The organism is Pedobacter sp. GW460-11-11-14-TSB4 (genome assembly GCF_059423705.1).
The window spans coordinates 1-19159 of sequence record NZ_JBWKYI010000027.1 but is presented as its reverse complement, the minus strand read 5'-3'; the positions used below and the strand labels follow the sequence as shown (position 1 = coordinate 19159).

18 protein-coding genes are annotated in these 19159 nt (G+C 34.6%); all 18 read left to right on the top strand.

What is annotated here, in order from left to right:
* Positions 1-18: 18 nt before the first annotated feature.
* The 18 genes from wecB to AC07YT_RS20355 all read left to right on the top strand — a co-directional run bounded on the left by wecB (position 19) and on the right by AC07YT_RS20355 (position 18991).
* The gene (gene wecB / locus AC07YT_RS20440) at positions 19-1083 is read left to right on the top strand and encodes a non-hydrolyzing UDP-N-acetylglucosamine 2-epimerase (RefSeq protein ID WP_086548130.1); all 1065 of its coding nucleotides are present in this window, start codon (positions 19-21) and stop codon (positions 1081-1083) included.
* A 24-nt stretch (positions 1084-1107) separates the two neighbouring features.
* A complete protein-coding gene (gene hisH / locus AC07YT_RS20435) occupies positions 1108-1731 on the top strand; it encodes an imidazole glycerol phosphate synthase subunit HisH (RefSeq protein ID WP_086548129.1) in 624 nt (207 codons plus the stop codon).
* Positions 1732-2499 carry an AglZ/HisF2 family acetamidino modification protein gene (locus AC07YT_RS20430; RefSeq protein ID WP_086548128.1) on the top strand — a complete coding sequence of 256 codons (768 nt, stop codon included), beginning with the start codon at positions 1732-1734 and terminating at the stop codon, positions 2497-2499.
* Positions 2500-2502: 3 nt separating this feature from the next.
* Entirely contained in the window at positions 2503-3627 is a 1125-nt protein-coding gene (locus AC07YT_RS20425; protein WP_086548127.1) for an N-acetyl sugar amidotransferase, read from the top strand.
* A gap of 5 nt (positions 3628-3632) precedes the next feature.
* A complete protein-coding gene (locus AC07YT_RS20420) occupies positions 3633-4847 on the top strand; it encodes a glycosyltransferase (protein ID WP_086548126.1) in 1215 nt (404 codons plus the stop codon).
* A gap of 20 nt (positions 4848-4867) precedes the next feature.
* Entirely contained in the window at positions 4868-5458 is a 591-nt protein-coding gene (locus AC07YT_RS20415; protein WP_086548125.1) for an acyltransferase, read from the top strand.
* A gap of 159 nt (positions 5459-5617) precedes the next feature.
* On the top strand, positions 5618-6730 hold the full coding sequence (locus AC07YT_RS20410; protein WP_145954282.1) for an O-antigen polymerase: 1113 nt from the start codon (positions 5618-5620) through the stop codon (positions 6728-6730).
* Complete coding sequence (locus tag AC07YT_RS20405; protein WP_086548122.1) at positions 6724-7836, top strand: glycosyltransferase family 4 protein; 1113 nt, start codon at positions 6724-6726, stop codon at positions 7834-7836. Before AC07YT_RS20410 ends, AC07YT_RS20405 begins: the two co-directional genes overlap by 7 nt.
* Positions 7833-8837 (top strand): NAD-dependent epimerase/dehydratase family protein, encoded by a 1005-nt coding sequence (locus AC07YT_RS20400; RefSeq protein ID WP_086548121.1) that lies wholly within the window; start codon positions 7833-7835, stop codon positions 8835-8837. The genes AC07YT_RS20405 and AC07YT_RS20400 overlap by 4 nt, the downstream gene beginning before the upstream one ends.
* 27 nt (positions 8838-8864) lie before the next feature.
* Positions 8865-9602 carry a WecB/TagA/CpsF family glycosyltransferase gene (locus AC07YT_RS20395; protein WP_494945503.1) on the top strand — a complete coding sequence of 246 codons (738 nt, stop codon included), beginning with the start codon at positions 8865-8867 and terminating at the stop codon, positions 9600-9602.
* A gap of 58 nt (positions 9603-9660) precedes the next feature.
* Positions 9661-10575 carry an NAD-dependent epimerase/dehydratase family protein gene (locus AC07YT_RS20390; protein WP_494945502.1) on the top strand — a complete coding sequence of 305 codons (915 nt, stop codon included), beginning with the start codon at positions 9661-9663 and terminating at the stop codon, positions 10573-10575.
* A 10-nt stretch (positions 10576-10585) separates the two neighbouring features.
* A complete protein-coding gene (gene gmd, locus AC07YT_RS20385) occupies positions 10586-11698 on the top strand; it encodes a GDP-mannose 4,6-dehydratase (RefSeq protein ID WP_086549445.1) in 1113 nt (370 codons plus the stop codon).
* Positions 11699-11755: 57 nt separating this feature from the next.
* Positions 11756-12688, top strand: a complete 933-nt coding sequence (locus AC07YT_RS20380) for a GDP-L-fucose synthase family protein (RefSeq protein ID WP_086548119.1) — start codon at positions 11756-11758, stop codon at positions 12686-12688.
* Positions 12675-13760 carry a mannose-1-phosphate guanylyltransferase gene (locus tag AC07YT_RS20375; RefSeq protein ID WP_494945501.1) on the top strand — a complete coding sequence of 362 codons (1086 nt, stop codon included), beginning with the start codon at positions 12675-12677 and terminating at the stop codon, positions 13758-13760. The genes AC07YT_RS20380 and AC07YT_RS20375 overlap by 14 nt, the downstream gene beginning before the upstream one ends.
* A 103-nt stretch (positions 13761-13863) precedes the next feature.
* Positions 13864-14844: an MraY family glycosyltransferase gene (locus AC07YT_RS20370; RefSeq protein ID WP_086548118.1), complete on the top strand. Its 981-nt coding sequence runs from the start codon at positions 13864-13866 to the stop codon at positions 14842-14844.
* Positions 14837-15385 (top strand): PglD-related sugar-binding protein, encoded by a 549-nt coding sequence (locus AC07YT_RS20365; RefSeq protein WP_086548117.1) that lies wholly within the window; start codon positions 14837-14839, stop codon positions 15383-15385. Before AC07YT_RS20370 ends, AC07YT_RS20365 begins: the two co-directional genes overlap by 8 nt.
* Positions 15386-15430: 45 nt before the next feature.
* A complete protein-coding gene (locus tag AC07YT_RS20360; RefSeq protein ID WP_086548116.1) occupies positions 15431-17371 on the top strand; it encodes a polysaccharide biosynthesis protein in 1941 nt (646 codons plus the stop codon).
* A 3-nt stretch (positions 17372-17374) separates the two neighbouring features.
* Positions 17375-18991 carry a gliding motility protein RemB gene (locus tag AC07YT_RS20355; protein ID WP_494945500.1) on the top strand — a complete coding sequence of 539 codons (1617 nt, stop codon included), beginning with the start codon at positions 17375-17377 and terminating at the stop codon, positions 18989-18991.
* Positions 18992-19159: the final 168 nt, after the last annotated feature.

Sequence of the window (19159 nt, the reverse complement as noted above, 5' to 3'; positions counted from 1 at the left end):
TAGTTTAATTTGAAAAATATGAAAATTTGTACAATCATTGGCGCTAGGCCACAATTTATAAAAGCTGCGGTAATATCAAGGGTAATAAGAGACATAGAAGGTGTAGAAGAGATTATGATCCATACCGGGCAACATTTTGATGCTAATATGTCTGATGTGTTTTTTGAAGAACTAGATATTCGTAAGCCTGATTTTCAATTGAAAATTGGTGGTGGCAGCCATGGACAGAATACGGGTAGAATGTTAGAGGCAATTGAAGAAGTGCTTTTAGCCGAAAAACCAGATTGGGTATTGGTTTATGGAGATACTGATTCGACTTTAGCTGGTGCGCTGGCGGCCGTAAAAATACATATTCCTGTTGCCCATGTTGAGGCTGGCCTAAGGTCGTTTAACCGTAAGATGCCCGAAGAGATTAATAGAATTCTGACGGATCATGCGTCTGATCTTTTATTTGCTCCAACAATCACAGCTATTCATAATCTCAAAAATGAAGGGGTTACTGATAATAAAGTTTATCAGGTTGGAGATGTAATGTACGATGCAACCCTATTTTACAAGGAAAGAGCGAAACGACCTCAAGTTGATAATATTGAATCAGAGTTTGTACTATGTACCATTCATAGAGCAGATAATACAAACGATTTATCAAGACTTGGAAATATAATCGATGCTTTAAATATAATTGCTGCAAATCATCAAATTATACTTCCAATTCATCCGCGGACTGCAGGTGTGATTAAAAAAATAGATGGTATAAAATTACATCAAAACATTAAAATAATTGAACCTGTTGGATTTTTAGAGATGAACTGGTTGTTGCAAAATTGTTCGCTGGTAATGACGGATAGTGGCGGCGTACAAAAAGAAGCATTTTTCCATTTAAAGCCATGTTTAACGCTTCGCGATGAAACGGAGTGGGTTGAACTCATTGAAGCTGGCGTAAATATGTTAGCCTCTCCAGTAGATGCTGATATTGTAAGTGCTTTTAAAGCAATGCATGGAAAAACAATAGATTCTGGTTTAAGTCTTTACGGTGATGGTAGAACAGGTCAACGCATTCTTGAGGTAATTTCATCTAGATAGAAAAGAAATATTAGATTCAGTGCAATGGATAATAACAAGATATACATACCGAACTTATCGTTAGGGAATACTAAATCGGTGGTAAATATGATTAATCGTTTGGGTGGTGAAGTAATTATTGCTAATTCACCTGAGGATTTACTTCAGGCAAAAAAAGTAATATTGCCAGGTGTGGGGTCTTTTGATGTGGGCATGAAGGAGTTGAACGAACACGGTTGGGTTGAGGCTTTAAATATTGTAGCACTCGAAAAAAAAATACCGGTTTTGGGAATTTGCCTGGGTATGCAGTTCTTTTTTGATGAAAGTGAAGAAGGAGTACTGCCAGGACTCGGATGGATTCCTGGAAAGCTAATAAAGTTTGTATCACAACCCGAAAACCCAATCAAGGTTCCTCATATGGGTTGGAATGCTATAAAGGTGTATAAATCTAATGGGTTATTTCCTATTCAGGATGAAGAACTACGTTATTATTTTGTTCATTCGTATCATGCTGTCTGTGAAGATGCTAATCATGTTGTAGCAACAGCCTATCATGGTTCTGATGTTACTGCTTCGGTACAAAAAGACAATATTTATGGTTTTCAATTTCATCCGGAGAAGAGTCATCGATTTGGAATGGAATTATTGAAAAATTTTTTATCAATATAAATGCTTAAACATAGAGTTATACCTGCCCTGTTACTAAATCAACATGGTGGTCTTGTAAAAACAACCAAATTCGCTGCTCCGAAATACATTGGTGATCCATTGAATGCAATGCGTATTTTCAATACAAAAGAAGTAGATGAGTTGATGGTGCTCGATATTGATGCAAGCAAACTAAAACGCGAGCCAAATTACGGTCTTATAGAGCAATTTGCAGGTGAATGTTTTATGCCATTGTGTTATGGTGGTGGGATTAAAACAATTGACCAAGCCTATAAAATTTTCAAATTAGGAGTTGAAAAAATCTGCCTGCAGACAGCAGTTTTAGAAGACCTCGATTTGGTAAGGGATTTGGTCGCAAGATTTGGCAGCTCTGCTATTGTTGTTTCAGTAGATGTTAAAAAAGACTGGCTTCAAAGACCTAAGCTTTTTAAGTCAAGTGAAGGAAAAAATGCTAATGAAAATTGGATAAGTTATATAAAACAGGCAGTTGATGCAGGTGCAGGGGAAATTTTGTTAAATGCTGTAGATAAAGACGGTACCTTACAAGGATCTGATTTAACATTAATAAAACAGGCCAGTGGAGAAATATCTGCTCCCCTTATCGCATTAGGAGGAATTGGCAGTTTAAAGGATATTAAAGATGCTGTAGATGCCGGTGCTAGTGCAGTTGCTGCGGGTGCTTTTTTTGTTTTTCATGGTCCTCATCGTGCTGTTTTGATTACCTATCCGCAATACCAAGAATTATTAACCTTATTTAATACCAAGTAAATTATGACAAGACCATACGAAATATGTACGAAGTGTGTAATGGATACATCAGATCCGGATATTGTATTTGATGAACAAGGAGTATGTAATCATTGCCATACCCACGATTTGCAGATAAAGCGAAAAGTTTTTTCTGGTGAAGAAGGTGAAAAAAAACTTAAGGAAATTGTAGATAGAATAAAAGATAAAAATAAGAATAATGATTACGACTGCGTAATAGGTGTTAGTGGTGGTGTAGATAGTACTTACGTTGCCTATAAGGTAAAACAGCTTGGCTTAAGGCCTTTAGCTGTACACCTCGATAATGGCTGGGATTCGGAATTAGCAATTAAAAATGTAGAAAATATATGCCGTAAATTAGAAATTGATTTACATACTATTGTTTTAGATTGGAATGAATTTAGAGATCTGCAATTGGCTTTCTTAAAAGCCTCAACTCCCGATTCCGAAATTCCAAGTGATCACGCTATTGTGGTTTCGATGCTTAGAACAGCGAAAATGATAAATGTGGATAATATTTTAACAGGATATAATGTTAAAACAGAAACGCATCTACCTGCAGAATGGTCTCAGGGGCATTTCGACTGGGGATATATAAAAAATATCCATAAGAAATTTGGGAAAGTGAAGTTGAAAACATTCCCACACTTAAATCTGGCTAATTTTCTGTTTCCACCTTATAGTAAAAAATTTATTAACATTCTGGATTATATAGATTTTTCTAAGAAAGATGCGATGCCTATTTTAGAAAAAGAGATTGGATGGCGTTATTATGGAGGTAAGCACTACGAATCTATTTATACCCGTTGGTTTCAGGGATATTGGTTACCTACAAAATTTGGTTATGATAAAAGACGATCCCATCTTTCAAGTCTTATTTGTGCCGGAGAAATTTCAAGAGATTCAGCATTAGAAGAGCTTAAAAAATCTACCTATCCTGAAGACCTGCAAAAGGAAGATACTGCTTATGTTTTGAAAAAATTCGATCTTACTCAGGAGCAGTTAGACAGCATTTTAAATGCACCAAGAAAATCATATTGGGATTACGCTCCTTATGGTAGAGTATACAGAACTTTACTTTACAGAGTGCTCAGAAAGTTGTACAGGGCAGTAAAACATAGGGGATAGTTGATATGAAAAAAGTGATAATGCTTGCTACTTATTTCCCTCCTGCTGGTGGAATAAGTACTTTTCGTATAACTAAATTTGTAAAATACATTCCGAATTTTAATTGGAAACCTGTAGTGGTAACTGTAAAAGAAGAATGTTATAAAGAAAGCAATTTCTTAATTGATACGAGCTTATTAAAAGATGTTCCTAACGACTTAATAATATACAGAACAGGGATTTCTACTGAACCTATTTTTTTAAAAGGCTTGCGGAAAGGATTACCAACCAGATGGTTAAAACCATTGTTTACAACGATTGGATCGATCATAAAAAAAGAGAAGCCTGATTTGCTTTTTGCTACTGGTGATCCATTTTTTCCATTACTTGTAGCGCCTTTTGCTAAATCACGGTATGGTATAAAGTATGTGATAGATTTACGCGATCCCTGGAAATTGGCAGTAGTCGATAATCCACTGAAAGGTTTAAAGGGTAAGATATTTGGACCACTAAATAATTTTCTGGAGCCAATAGTGCTCAATAAGGCATCGCGTGTAATTGTCGTTTCAGAAAAAATGGCGCAACAATATCGCGAAGCCTATCCAAATAGGCCAGCTACAGACTTTATTGTTATTCCGAATGGTTATGATCCTGATGATTATGACCCGATCCCTGCAAAACCATTTAGCAAATTTACAATTACCTACGCTGGCAAATTTCTAAGTGGTAAATCTTTCCGCAACCCAACCTATTTTCTAAAGGCAATAAAAATACTAAAGCAAAAGGGTATTGATATTATATTCAATTACGTTGGCGAGATTAATCCTGAAATTAACAAAATTGTAGCCGATCTTGAACTTTCCGATCATTTTGTTTCGGTAGGATATCTTTCTTATTATGATACCGTTTCTTACATGAAGGGCTCTAATGCATTAATTCTTATTGGTAGTGGTCAGGAGACAGAGCAGACTGGGAAAATTTTCGATTACCTAGGCTGCAAAAGGCCAATTTTAGCTTTAGCTGCTAAAAAAGGAGGGATAGCGGATGTTGTTAATGGAATTGAAGAAATAATCCTAACCGAGAATGAGGATCCGGAAAAGATTGCTGATGTTATTTTAGAAATTTATAAAAGACATCAGGATAACGTCCCAATAGAAAGATTAAATATCTCAAAATATCTTAGAACTAGCCTAGCAGGCAGGTTGACCTCAGTATTTGAAGAGGTAATCAATGAAAAATAATTAGGATTTAATATTTGACTATGAATGTTATTTTTAAAATTCTTAAAAACACATATTTCGGAGTTATTTCGCTGATGGCGCTACCTTTTTCATTGCTTTTTATAATTTTTGGTAAATTGGCTATCTATGCGGGAGCCTATACAGAAGTATCTATAGTAGTGTCAAAGTTTCCGTTTTTATTTGGGCAAAAATTAAGATATTTCTATTATAAGGCCACTCTAGCCCATTTAGGTACCGATGTAGTTTTTAAGTATGGGAGTTTTTGTCAATATCCAACAGCTAGAATTGGAAACCGTGTATTGATCGGATTATATAATGCTATTGGTGAGGTGAATATGGGAGACGATGTTATAATTGGTGGCTTCGTAAATTTTATCAGTGGAACAAGTCAACATGCATTCGACGATCCCAATCAAACAATTAGTGCCCAAAAGGCAGCTGGCAGATCAACAATAACGATTGGTTCTGATGTTTGGATTGGGAGTAATGCTGTGATAACAGCTAATATCGGAACAAGATGTGTAATTGGAGCAGGTAGCGTAGTGGTGAAAGCCGTTGAAAATAAAAGCATATATGCTGGTAATCCGGCGAAATTAATAAGGAGTATTTAGTAATTGATTACATAAACCTTTTTTTGGTAACAGAATTTGTACGCTAAACTTACAATTTTTTGTATCAATACTAGTTTTCATTTCGCATGGAATTATTAAAACGAAAACCTTACTTTTGTGCCTCAATAAATTGTTTAAAACCTTAACCAATAATAAAAAATGTTTTTCAGATTTATTTTAGTTAATGTTTTTTCATTTATCAAGAGATTTTTTGCTTTCAATGCAGGCATATACAATACAATTGTTTTTATTCCATTATTAACAGTTTTAACACCTCGTATATCAAAAAACTCTATTTTATTTGTGCTGATTATTTCCATAATACTTTTTTTTACCGGAAATATTAATTCATACGGAAATTTTATAATGTATTTTTTGTTGCTTCTGGCCATTCCAATGTTTAAGAGAGCGAATTTTGACGAACTTGTTAATAAATCTATCCCTTTTTTTATTGTAGTTTGCTTGTACGGAATTTCACAGAAGATATTTGGCTATTCCCCTGTAGAAATCAATTGGATTCAATCTGGTTTAAGTTTTGCTGATGAAAGAGAATTTATTGGCGGAGGTGATGTTAGGCCCTTTTCAACCTTTGCCAGCATGCCTGAATTTACGCTTTTTATTGCTATTTTTTTATATTATTTTACCATAGAAAAGAAACGATGGTATATAATATTTGCTGTTATAATGTTATATATTGCGGGTTCAAGGGGGGTGTTTATTTCAACTTTAATTGCTTATTTCTTTACCTTTTTTGTTAAAAGGTACAGTTCTTGGTATTTATTTCTTGCCTTTTTAGCTTCTCTCACAATTTTTCTGTGTTTGGTGTTTGTCTTCCCTATAATATTTAATTCTCAGGAAGAGACAACCAGGATGTTGGCATACGGTACGTTTAATGGTAGGGTAGAACTTCTTAATAGAGTACTCGAAACGAGCTCGGCTTCTTACTTATTTACCGGGGTAGATATAAAGAGTATGGGGCTTGAGCCTACTTTTGATAATTTCTACTTTATGCTTACCGCCCACTTTGGAGTTTTCGGGGGGCTATATTTTTTGTTCTTTTTTTTAAGACCAAAAGTTAATAAGAAGAACTATTATTTTTTCGCAATTTTTCTAGGCTACGGATTTTATGCAGATATGGTTTTTAGTTATTACTTAATGTTTCTGTTTTTCTTTGCCATTTATTCCTATAGTGATTCGCTTATAAGTACAAAATCGCAATTACAGACAAGCCTCACGCCAGCCAACAATCATTTAAGTAATAATATATGTTAAGAAAGAAAAGGATCTTGGTTTTAGGACAGACCCCTCCTCCTTATGGTGGACAAGCTTTAATGCTTCAAACACTTTTGGATGGAGAATATAAAAATGCAGAACTATTTCATGTAAGGCTTGAATTTTCAAGAGATTTTGATGATATGGGAAGTTTCAAGTTATATAAGTTTTGGGGCTTATTCAAAGCAATTATATTAACTTGGGTTTACCGTTTCTATTATAATGCAAATATCCTGTATTATGGTCCGGCTGGGCCAAATAAGCTCGGGATGTATAGAGATATGTTATTGCTTGCGCCTATCCGGTTTATCTTTAAAAAAACAATACTTCATACTCATGCAGGTGGCTCTTCTAGGCTTTATGCCAACTTGAATCCAGTGGCAAAATTCTTTTATAGAATTGCATTTTTCAAACCTGATATTTTAATCACACTTACGAACTACAGTCATGGAGATGAAGTGGTTTTAAAAGCTAAAAAGTTGTTTGTAGTACCTAATGGTATTGAAGATGAGTACCCATCATATCACGCCAAGTTTGGATCGGTAAAAAACGAAATACCAAACTTACTCTATGTTGGGGCAATGTATGAAGAAAGAGGAATGCTTGAGCTTATAGAGGCAGTTAGGATACTGAAGGAAAAAAGCATTCCATTTTGTCTTCAACTTGTGGGGATTTTTATCTCAGCAGAATTTAAGGTTCAGATAGAACAGCTTATTGAAAAGTATAATTTAACAAGCGATGTATTTTTTTTAGGTACAAAAATAGAGGCAGAAAAATGGAAGGTTTTTGGAGAAGCGGATATTTTTTGCTTTCCAACGAGAGTTCCTTCTGAAACATTTGGAATTGTGCTGGTAGAATCAATGCAATTTAAGGTGCCAATTATTGCTACCAGATGGAATGGAATTCCATATGTAGTAGATGATAAAGTTAATGGAATCCTGGTTGAACCAAATAATGCAAGTGATCTTGCCGCTAAATTGGAACTACTCATTAATGACAAAGAGTTGCGTAAAACATTAGGCGATAATGGCAGGGCAAAATATGTCGATAATTACTCGATAAATACATTTTTAAAAAATATGGATAACGTTTTTGGTGAAATATGAAGAATATAAAATTATTAATAACCGGTGGCTCAGGATTTATTGGATCAAATTTTATTGACTTGTTGTTGAGTAATGAAATAGATAATTTTATAAACCTTGATAAACAAAAACCCCTAAACTCAATACATAATAAATTTTGGGTAGAGGGCAATATCATGGATGAAGATAAACTGGCTAAAATTTTTAATGAATTTAAACCGACTCATGTGGTGCACCTTGCAGCCAGAACTGATACTGCAAGTGATAAATTGGAAGATTATTATGAAAATACAGAGGGAACGGCAAATTTGATTAAAGTAATTGAGAGCTGCGAGTCAATTAAGCACGTCGTGATTACTTCAACCCAGTATGTTTACAAGTCGAACGAGTTACCATTGCCTTCAAACGATAAAGATTTTAAGCCCCATACTGCATACGGTGTTAGTAAAAAAATCAGTGAAGAGGCAACCGCTAACTCATCTATGCAGTGTGCTTGGACCATAATAAGACCTACCAATGTATGGGGGCCTTGGAATATGCGCTATCCAAACGAATTTTTTAAAATTATAGATAAAGGTTTATATTTTCATCCAAAAGGCGTGGATCCTGTTAAATCGTATGCGTATGTGAAAAATGTTGTACATCAGATTTATGGGATTATAATTTCTCCAATAGAACTTGTTGATAAACAGGTATATTATGTAGGAGATAATCCAATGAACTCGGTCCAGTGGATAAGTGCATTTAGTCAGGAACTGACCAATAAAAAATTAAGGACTTTCCCAAAATTTTTACTGCAATTAGTTTCTTATGGTGGAGATATTCTTAAAAAAATAGGAATTCCGTTCCCTTTACATTCTGAGAGATTTAACAATATGATTGATAACTATCCAACTCCAATGCAGAAAACAATCGATAACTTTGGTTTATCTAATCCTAATTTGGATGAAAATGTTAAAGAAACTATTAGCTGGATCAAAACCGAGGGTAAACCTTTCTTTCCTTATTGGAGCAATAAATAGTTAATTGGATTTAGAATGGCATATAAAATGCAAAAATATTTCAATGTTTTCCTTGAGTTTGATCATCATTTACTGAAAAGTACCATTGAAGAAGCAATAACAAATTCGCAAAAAGGGTATGTGTGTGTGGTAGATGCAAATGTGCTTACAATTGCTCAAAAAGATGAGCAATTTAGGAATGTGTTAAATGGAGCATTAATTAATACCTGTGACGGAAGTTCAATTGCTATGCTGGCGGGCATGGTGCATAAACAGAGATTAAGAGCATTAAATGGCCCCGAAATTTTTGCTTATTATATAGAGAAAAAATACAAACAACTTTTATTAGGTAGTGATGAAGAAACTTCCAATCAAATAAAAGCTACGCTCCAGAAAAACGGTGTAGACAATTCGCATTTAGATGTAATGCCATTACCATTTGAAAAAGTTGAAGATTTCAACTATGCCGAAATTGCAGAAAAAATTAACATATTAAAGCCTGAAATTATTTGGGTATCACTAGGTGCACCTAAACAGGAGTTATTTATAGCAAATTTAATTCCTTATTTAAATAGTGGAATATTGTTTGCAATCGGAGCAGCATTTAATTTTTATATAGGAAAAATTGCTTTGCCTGATGCAAATGTTGGAGCCCTTAAATTTATATGGATCAGTCGGATTTTTAGTGAACCGAAAAAACAGCTTTCCAGAATAATGCCATATCTGAAAATAATACCAAGGCTTTACTGGCAAGAGAAAAGAAAAATTAGGAATAGAAACAAATAAATCGGATAACTTCTTTAATAACACAAGCTCACCAAATGAGATCTAAGTAATTTTTAACATGATACATAATTTAATATTGACTGGATCATCTGGTTTTGTAGGTCAAAATTTGACTAATTACTTAACAAAACATGTTAATTACAAAATTACATCATTGGATCGTGTATATTTGAAAAACGTTAATATCGAGTTTCCAGATGGAACAGAAGCAATTGTTCATTTAGCTGGTAAAGCACATGATTTAAAGAATGTGAGCGGCGCAAATGAATATTATGAAGTAAATTTTGAGCTTACAAAAAAACTGTATGATGCATTTATAAAGTCTGACGCTCAGAAATTTATTTTTATAAGTTCAGTAAAGGCTGTTGCTGATATAGTAGATGGAGAACTAACTGAAAATGCTATTCCTTCGCCAAAAACACACTATGGCAAATCCAAACTTCTGGCTGAACAATATATAATGAACCAACAATTGCCAGCAGGAAAATCTTATTATATCCTAAGGCCTTGTATGATACATGGTCCAGGAAATAAAGGTAATTTGAATCTATTGTTTCAATTCGTTAAAAGAGGAATCCCATATCCTTTAGCCGCTTTTAAAAATAAACGATCATTCCTTTCAGTTGATAATCTTTGTTTTGTAATTAGCAACCTGCTAGAAAAAAATGTGCCTTCAGGTATATATAATGTAGCTGATGATGAAGCTTTATCAACCAATCAAGTTGTTGAAATACTTGCAGGCGCTTTAGATAAAAAGGCCGTTTTATGGAGAGTTAATATAAATTTGGTTAAATTCTTGGCTAAAATTGGAGATTATACTAAAATGCCCCTAAATAGTGAACGTTTAAATAAACTAACAGAAAATTATATAGTAAATAATAAAAAAATAAAAGAGGTAATTAAAGATAACTTACCACTTAAAAGTGATGAAGGATTGGTAAAAACAGCAACCTCATTTGATGTTAATGAATAATATTTATAAAATGAAAAAAGCTCTAATAACAGGTATTACAGGTCAAGATGGAGCATATCTTGCCGATTTACTTTTGAAAAAAGGATATGAAGTACATGGTATAAAAAGAAGAAGTTCTTTATTTAATACAGATCGTATAGATCATTTATATCAGGATCCACATGAAAGTAATGTAAGGTTTAAGTTACATTATGGAGATCTTAGCGACTCTACCAACCTTATCCGTATTGTACAAGAAGTTCAACCAGACGAGATCTATAATTTAGGTGCAATGAGCCACGTGAAAGTAAGTTTCGATACACCAGAATATACAGCTAATGCAGATGGGATAGGAACTTTAAGGTTGTTAGAAGCATTACGCATACTTGGTTTAGAGAAAAAAACTAAAATCTACCAAGCATCTACCTCAGAATTATATGGTCTGGTTCAAGCTGTACCTCAAAGCGAAACCACACCATTTTATCCAAGATCTCCATATGCAGTTGCAAAAATGTATGCTTATTGGATTACCGTTAACTATCGCGAAGCATATGGTATGTTTGCCTGTAATGGAATTTTATTTAACCACGAAAGCCCTTTACGGGGAGAAACTTTTGTTACCAGAAAGATTACAAGAGGTACTGCTAAAATTGCATTAGGGCTACAGGATAAGCTATATTTAGGCAATTTGGATGCGCAACGTGACTGGGGGCACGCAAAGGATTATGTTGAAGCAATGTGGTTAATTCTGCAACAAGATACTCCAGAAGATTATGTAATTGCAACCGGGGTTACAACAACAGTAAGAGATTTTGTAAAGATGTCTTTCAAAGAAGTGGGAATTGAACTTGAATTTAAGGGGAAAGGAGCTGATGAGAAAGCGTACGTTGTATCGTGTATTAATCCAGATTACCAATTAGAAATTGGAAAAGAAGTTGTTTCTGTTGATGCTGCCTATTTTAGGCCTACAGAAGTTGATTTATTAATTGGAGATCCAACAAAATCGAAAACTAAGTTAGGTTGGATACCTAAATATGATTTACCTGCTCTAGTTAGTGAAATGATGGTTTCTGATGTGGACCACTTCAAAAAAGAGTTGATGTTAAAGGCCGCAGGATACAGTGTTAAAAACCAATTTGAGTAACATTAGTAACAAAATAATGTATTAAGAGGCTTTGTAGGCTGCCATCATCAATATAAAATGAATAAGAACGATAAAATTTACATTGCTGGACATAGAGGAATGGTCGGTTCAGCAATACTTCGAAATTTAGAACGCAACGGTTTTGACAATATATTAACTGCAACATCCTCCGTCTTAGATTTGAGAGATACCTTGGCTGTATCGAGTTTTTTTCAAAACGAGCAGCCTGACTATGTTTTTTTAGCAGCAGCTAAGGTTGGTGGAATAGTTGCAAATAATACTTATCGAGCTGATTTTATTTATGAGAATTTGATGATCCAGAATAATGTAATCCACCAAGCTTATGTAAATAAAGTTAGAAAACTGATGTTTTTAGGCTCGTCTTGTATTTACCCTAAATTAGCACCTCAACCACTAAAGGAGGAATACTTGTTAACAGGTGAATTAGAATCTACCAATGAACCATATGCAATAGCAAAAATTGCGGGCATTAAAATGTGCGATGCTTATCGTAAGCAGTATGGCTGTAACTTTATTTCAGTTATGCCAACAAATCTATATGGACCAAATGATAATTATGATTTAAATAACTCGCATGTATTGCCCGCCATGCTTCGCAAGTTTATTATTGCTAAGAAAAATGCAGAAAAGTCAGTTACTATTTGGGGTAGTGGAACGCCTCAAAGAGAATTTTTGCATGCTGATGATTTAGCTGAAGCTTGTGTTTTTCTAATGGAAAAATATGATGAACCAGGTTTAATTAATATTGGTGTTGGAGAAGATATCTCCATTTTAGCTTTAGCCGAATTGGTTAAAAAAACGGTAGGCTTTCAAGGTAATATTTTGACAGACATTTCAAAACCTGATGGTACTCCTAGGAAGTTAATGAGTGTTGATAAAATTAACGGGCTGGGTTGGAAAGCAAAAATAAAATTGGAAGAAGGGGTTTCCAAAGTATACCAAGAAATTAAAGATAATGATTGGAACTAACAATAATACTTATGTGTTAATCATGGCGGGAGGTGTTGGCTCCCGCTTTTGGCCAAAAAGTCGAAACCACTTTCCTAAGCAATTTATAGACATATTGGGATTAGGTAAATCCTTATTACAACTGACATATGAGCGGTTTTTAAACATCTGTCCTAAAGAACAAATTTATATTCTCACGAATGAAAGTTATTCTGGTTTGGTGGCGGATCAGTTACCAAACCTTTTAGCTAATAATATATTGTTGGAACCTAGTCGCAATAATACTGCGCCTTGTATCGCTTATGCCAGTTATAAAATCTTTCAAATCAATCCAGATGCAAATATAGTTGTTGCACCATCAGATCACCTTATTTTAAAAGAGCAAGAATTTTTAACTAAAGTGGATCAAGCCTTAACTTTTGCTGCTGAACACGATGCATTACTTACACTCGGTATTAGCCCAACAAGACCAGATACAGGCTATGGCTATATTAGATATCAAGATGGATTATCGGAAGTAAAAAAAGTTGAAGCTTTTATGGAAAAGCCTTCTCTGGAGAAAGCAGAAGAATACTTAGCCAATGGCGATTACGTTTGGAATGCTGGCATTTTTATTTGGTCGGTTAAAGCAATAAAAAAAGCATTTAATAAGTATGCAACTGATATAGACAAGATTTTTACACGAGGTGATAATTTCTATAATACCAAAGAAGAAACGAATTATATTATAGAAAACTATCCCACAGCGCCAAATATTTCTATTGACTACGCTATATTAGAGAAAGCCGATAACGTATATACCATTCCTGCTGATATTGGTTGGTCTGATTTAGGTACCTGGGCATCCTTACATACTGTAGCCAACAAGGATGTTAATGCGAATGCTGTAAATTGTGCTTTTTTACATTTAGATAAAACCTCTAATTGTATAATACAGTTACCAGATAATAAGGCCGCTGTTATTAAAGGAATGGAAAATTATATTATTGTGGATGATGGGAAAGTGTTGCTGATTTACCCAAAATCAGATGAGCAAGAAATTAAGCAGGTTGCCGCTGGCATGGTAAGCATTTTTGGAAACGACTATTTATAGTTAAACAGGTTAATACTAATGTAAACAGACTGAATTCAAGTCTGTTTTTTCTTTTTTATGCAGCCCCTCTTAATTTTCTTTATCTTCGCCAATATTAAGATTTATGACAGCTATACTTGCAATAATCATCCTTATCGGTCTTTTTATTATTGAAATAATTTATTTCAAAATCGCCGATCGATATAATATAATTGATCAACCCAACCATCGAAGTTCGCACTCCGCAGTTACCATCCGTGGGGGTGGGATTCTTTTTGGGATTGCAGGGCTGCTTGCCTTTTTTCTTTTTGGTTTTCAGTATTTATTTTTCACTATCGGATTATTTCTGATTGCTTTAATCAGCTTTTTAGATGATATGCATACACTAAACAATAAAGTACGTTTAGTGGTTCATGGTTTATCAGTATTGTTGCTATTTACGCAATTAGACGTAATTTATTTTCCATGGTATTTTACAGCCATTGGGGTGATCGTAGTGATAGGGACCATAAACGCCTATAATTTTATGGACGGAATCAATGGGATTACAGGGGGATACAGCCTTTTATTACTAGCTACTCTCTATTACATTGATCAATATATAATTGATTTTACTTCTATCGAACTGCTTCTAACGGTTATCATATCTTTAGTTGTTTTTAATTTCTTCAACTTCAGGAAGAAAGCTAAATGTTTTGCCGGAGATGTAGGCAGTGTAAGCATAGCTTTTATCATTGTATTTGTTTTAGGGCAACTTATTTTTAAAACCCAGAATCCAGCCTATATTTTATTTCTTCTTATGTATGGCCTCGATACAGTGACCACTATTTTCTTCAGAGTAGTAAGAAAGGAGAACATTTTTAAGGCACATCGCTCACATTTTTATCAGTTTTTGGCCAATGAAAAAAAATGGCCACAATTAGCTGTGGTCGCACTTTACCTAGTGGTACAGCTTTTAATTAATCTTTTAATTCTTTTCATTATTCAGGGCAATTTGTTATCGGCATTATTATTGTTGATGGTGTGTCTGGTTGTTTTTGTTACTCTACGGTTTAGAATTGAGGGTAAAGAACATTTGTTTAACTTAAAGTTAAGTAATGAGTGATTGGGTAATTTACGGTGGCGGAGGCCACGCAAGAGTAATTGGCGATGCTATTAAATTGAGGGGTGATCGGTTAATTACTTATTTTGATGATAATAAAGATTTAGCCTCCATTAATGATATTCCTGTTTTTCCTTATCATGAGAGTGTAGAGCAGGAGGCCAAAATGGTCATTGGCATTGGTAACAATGAAGTAAGAAGAAATATTTCTAGGTATATTGTACATGAATTTGGAATCGTTATCCATTCGAAAGCTATAGTTGCCAATGATGTGATTATTGGTGAAGGCAGTGTTATTTTAGCAGGTGCAGTAATTCAATCTGGAGCCCTCATTGGTAAACATGTTGTGATTAATGCGAATGTAACCATCGATCATGATGCAATAATTGGAGATTTCTGTAGTATATATCCAAATTCATATATCGGTGGTGGCGCTGTAATTGGTACAGGAGTAAGTATTGATGCATGCTCTACCGTGGCAAGATTTACAAAGATTTTAGATGCATTCGAAAGGGATGATGTTGTTGAATTAGAATTGTATTAATCTTATTGTAATGCTTATCTTTACTAAAATTTAGCCTATTGTATTTTGTTTACACAAATTAATATTGTTCCTCGCTGGGTCATTTTCTTATTGGATCTGATCATTTGCACATGTTCTTTAATATTTGCTTATTCCCTTAAGCATAATTTAGATTTAACTGCGATCGATTTACCCGAATTGGCCAGGAATCTCTTGATTATTGGCGCCATTAATATTGGGGTTTTCCTACATATTAAGACATATACCGGTATTATCCGTTATACTAGTGCGCAAGATTCGTTTCGTATTTTAATATCTGTTATTATTTCTAACGGTACTTTCTTTGTACTGAATCTAATCGCCATAACTTTTTTTCAGTACCCATTAATTTCTTTTGCAATATTAATTACAAATGGTTTAACGAGCTTTTTGTTATTAATGACCTATCGTGTGCTAATTAAGTATTTTTTTATCTATGTGAAAAACCTTAATCTTGATAAAAAGAAGGTGATCATTTATGGTGCCGGTGAGGCGGGCTTGGCCACGAAAAGAACTTTTGACCATGATGGAAGCGTAAATAAGAATATTGTTGCTTTTGTTGATGATGATCAACGAAAAGTAGGTAAAACAATTGATGGTGTGAAAATTTTGGATGCAGCTAATCTTGCATATCTCATCGGTGAGCATGAATTAGATGAGATTATTTTTGCCTCCTATACCATACCAGATGAGAAAAAGGACGAAATTGTTGATCTGTGTTTAGAGAATGACATTAAAGTTCTAAATATTCCACCTCTTGATGTTTGGACCAATGGACAGTTAAAGCCCGCCCAGATTCAAAAGTTAAATATCGAAGACTTATTAAACCGCAAATCCATCAAAATCGATATTGACGGTATCGGCCAGATGCTAGATAAAAAAAGAATCTTGATTACTGGAGCCGCTGGTTCAATCGGGAGTGAGATTGTTCGTCAACTTTCTAAATTTAATGTGGGTCTGATCATTCTATGTGACCAATCTGAGACTGCCCTTCATGAGCTTTTTCTGGAATTGGAAGAGACCAATAAGACTAAGAACTTTCACGCTTTTATTGGTGATGTTCGTGATGAGCAGCGCATGGATAAATTGTTTGAAACCTATAAACCGCACTATGTATATCACGCAGCAGCATACAAGCATGTGCCCTTGATGGAGGATAATCCAGCAGAAGCCATAAAAGCAAATGTACTGGGGACTAAAACCATTGCCGATAAATCTGTTAAGTACGGGGTTCAGAAGTTCGTAATGATTTCTACTGACAAGGCGGTTAATCCGACCAATATTATGGGTGCGTCAAAAAGGATTGCGGAGATTTATGTTCAGTCACTCAACAATTCATTAAGTACGGATGGATTTATTTTTACAAATGGTCTGCAATATATAAACGAGCTGAATGTTAAACCGATTACTAAATTCATTACTACTCGCTTTGGAAATGTTCTTGGTTCGAATGGCTCTGTTATACCAAGGTTTAGGCAACAGATAGAAAAGGGAGGGCCAGTTACGGTAACTCATCCAGAAATTACACGTTATTTCATGACTATACCAGAAGCATGTCGTTTGGTATTGGAAGCTGGCTGTATGGGCAAAGGTGGCGAGATTTTTGTTTTTGATATGGGTAAGTCGGTTAAAATTGTTGAGTTAGCCAAAAAGATGATCAGACTTGCAGGTTTGGAACCCAACGTTGATGTTAAAATAGAATATTCTGGCTTACGTCCGGGAGAAAAATTATATGAAGAATTACTGAACGACAATGAAAATACTATGCCTACCCATCATGAAAAAATTATGATTGGTAAAGTAAGGGAGTATGTATTTGCTGATGTAGAAAAACAGATTTATGAACTAATTTCATCTGCAAAATCTGATAGTAATAGACAAGTGGTAATGAATATGAAAAAACTGGTTCCAGAATTTAAGAGTAAAAATTCAATATTTGAAGAACTGGATAAGCTAATTAACGAATAGAAAATGATGAGAAAAATCTTTTTAATGGCCTTAATGGCCATTTTTGCTTTAACTGCTGATGCACAAAATCCTACCCCTAATTGCAACATTCCTTATGATTATCAGTTTTATCAAAAGCTAAATCCTTCGGTTTACGATCAACAATTGAAATTCCATTCTGCCATTAAGGGCTTTTATGCGGATGATAGTGCCTTGCAAATGCATTTTGATTCCTTGATGAATGTAGGGACAGACAGTTTAAATAAAAGAAGCTGGGTACATCGTAAATTATTCCAGGAGCATCTTCTGGAATTTAAAAATGAGGACTATAATATTTATGCCGATTTTCTACCGGATTTTCAAATCGGTAGAGACTTTGGTTCAGATCGATCAACATGGCTAAATACCAGAGGTTTTCAGGTAGGTGGCAATGTTGGGAAACAATTTTCGTTCTATTTAAATGGTTTTGAAAATCAGGGCAAATTTGTAAACTATGTAAATAACTTTGTCGTAGCCAACCAGGTAGTGCCTGGGCAAGGATATGGAAAATTGGGAGCAGATAAACAAGATTGGTCTTATGTTACTGCCCTATTGTCTTACACGCCGAGTAAATATTTAAATTTTGCCTTAGGTTACGATAAAAACTTTATTGGTGATGGTTATCGATCGATGTTATTATCAGACGTTTCCTCTAACTACTCTTTCTTTAGGTTAAGAGCAACAGTAGGGAGCGTTCAATATCAAACCATTTTTGCCTATATGTTAGATCCAGGAGCACCTAAGTTAGCTAGCGACAGAAGATTAGGAGATCGTGGGAAATGGATGGCCGCACATTATGTGGATTGGAATGCTACTAAACGCTTTTCTGTTGGTTTCTTTCAGGCGGTTACTTGGGCTGATGCAGAACCGGAAGGCAAACGTGGATTTGATTTTAACTATATCCACCCATTTATGTTTTTGCGCCCGATTGAGAGCACAAATACGACCTCGCCAGATAAAATGCGTTTAGGAATTAACCTAAAATATGAACTGTTAGAAAAAACAGCATTATATGGACAATTCATGTTTGATGAGTTTACTGCAAAAGAATTTTTTAAAGGAAACGGTTATTGGGCAAATAAATTTGCTGTTCAGTTTGGTGTACGGGGATCTGATCTTTTTAAAGTACAGGGATTAAACTATCTTGCCGAATTTAATACTGCACGACCATATACCTATGCACACTTCGATCGTATTTCGAACTATGCCAATTACAATCAATCTTTAGCTCACCCGCGTGGGGCAAATTTCAGGGAATTTTTAGGGATTTTAAATTATAGCTATAAGCGGTTCGATTTGCAAGGACAAGCACTATACTCCAGATATGGTCTAGATCCTGATGGGATGAATTATGGTGGAGATGTCTTTAAAAGCTACGATACCAGATCTGTTCAATATGGAAGCCATATCGGGCAAGGTATAGGTACAGACCTATATTATTTGAAAGGGCAGGTTGCTTATTTACTAAACCCTAAGTATAATTTAAGGTTAGAAGTTGCGGGTACCTATAGAAGAGAAAGTAATGAACTGGGATTGAATAAAACAGGATTAATCACAATAGGGTTAAGAAGTTCGTTTAGAAATATCTATCACGATTTTTAATATCTCTCCGTTATTTAGTTAGGGTAATTTTATCCTGACTTTTTACTTAGTTTATCTCTGTTTAGGGATTGATTGAATAAAAATCCAAAAAAATTAAGAACGGTTTTGGTCAATAAAATTGATTTTTTAAGCGTTTTCATTACTATTTTATTAAGGTGTGCTGGTATT

What these genes read in the sequence shown, in the direction of transcription:
- wecB (WP_086548130.1), top strand. Translation starts at nt 19, where the DNA reads ATGAAAATTTGTACAATCATTGGCGCTAGGCCACAATTTATAAAAGCT.
- AC07YT_RS20405 (WP_086548122.1), top strand. Translation starts at nt 6,724, where the DNA reads ATGTTAAGAAAGAAAAGGATCTTGGTTTTAGGACAGACCCCTCCTCCT.
- AC07YT_RS20400 (WP_086548121.1), top strand. Translation starts at nt 7,833, where the DNA reads ATGAAGAATATAAAATTATTAATAACCGGTGGCTCAGGATTTATTGGA.
- AC07YT_RS20380 (WP_086548119.1), top strand. Translation starts at nt 11,756, where the DNA reads ATGAATAAGAACGATAAAATTTACATTGCTGGACATAGAGGAATGGTC.
- AC07YT_RS20395 (WP_494945503.1), top strand. Translation starts at nt 8,865, where the DNA reads ATGCAAAAATATTTCAATGTTTTCCTTGAGTTTGATCATCATTTACTG.
- AC07YT_RS20390 (WP_494945502.1), top strand. Translation starts at nt 9,661, where the DNA reads ATGATACATAATTTAATATTGACTGGATCATCTGGTTTTGTAGGTCAA.
- AC07YT_RS20355 (WP_494945500.1), top strand. Translation starts at nt 17,375, where the DNA reads ATGATGAGAAAAATCTTTTTAATGGCCTTAATGGCCATTTTTGCTTTA.
- hisH (WP_086548129.1), top strand. Translation starts at nt 1,108, where the DNA reads ATGGATAATAACAAGATATACATACCGAACTTATCGTTAGGGAATACT.
- gmd (WP_086549445.1), top strand. Translation starts at nt 10,586, where the DNA reads ATGAAAAAAGCTCTAATAACAGGTATTACAGGTCAAGATGGAGCATAT.
- AC07YT_RS20410 (WP_145954282.1), top strand. Translation starts at nt 5,618, where the DNA reads ATGTTTTTCAGATTTATTTTAGTTAATGTTTTTTCATTTATCAAGAGA.
- AC07YT_RS20420 (WP_086548126.1), top strand. Translation starts at nt 3,633, where the DNA reads ATGAAAAAAGTGATAATGCTTGCTACTTATTTCCCTCCTGCTGGTGGA.
- AC07YT_RS20430 (WP_086548128.1), top strand. Translation starts at nt 1,732, where the DNA reads ATGCTTAAACATAGAGTTATACCTGCCCTGTTACTAAATCAACATGGT.
- AC07YT_RS20415 (WP_086548125.1), top strand. Translation starts at nt 4,868, where the DNA reads ATGAATGTTATTTTTAAAATTCTTAAAAACACATATTTCGGAGTTATT.
- AC07YT_RS20370 (WP_086548118.1), top strand. Translation starts at nt 13,864, where the DNA reads ATGACAGCTATACTTGCAATAATCATCCTTATCGGTCTTTTTATTATT.
- AC07YT_RS20365 (WP_086548117.1), top strand. Translation starts at nt 14,837, where the DNA reads ATGAGTGATTGGGTAATTTACGGTGGCGGAGGCCACGCAAGAGTAATT.
- AC07YT_RS20375 (WP_494945501.1), top strand. Translation starts at nt 12,675, where the DNA reads ATGATTGGAACTAACAATAATACTTATGTGTTAATCATGGCGGGAGGT.
- AC07YT_RS20425 (WP_086548127.1), top strand. Translation starts at nt 2,503, where the DNA reads ATGACAAGACCATACGAAATATGTACGAAGTGTGTAATGGATACATCA.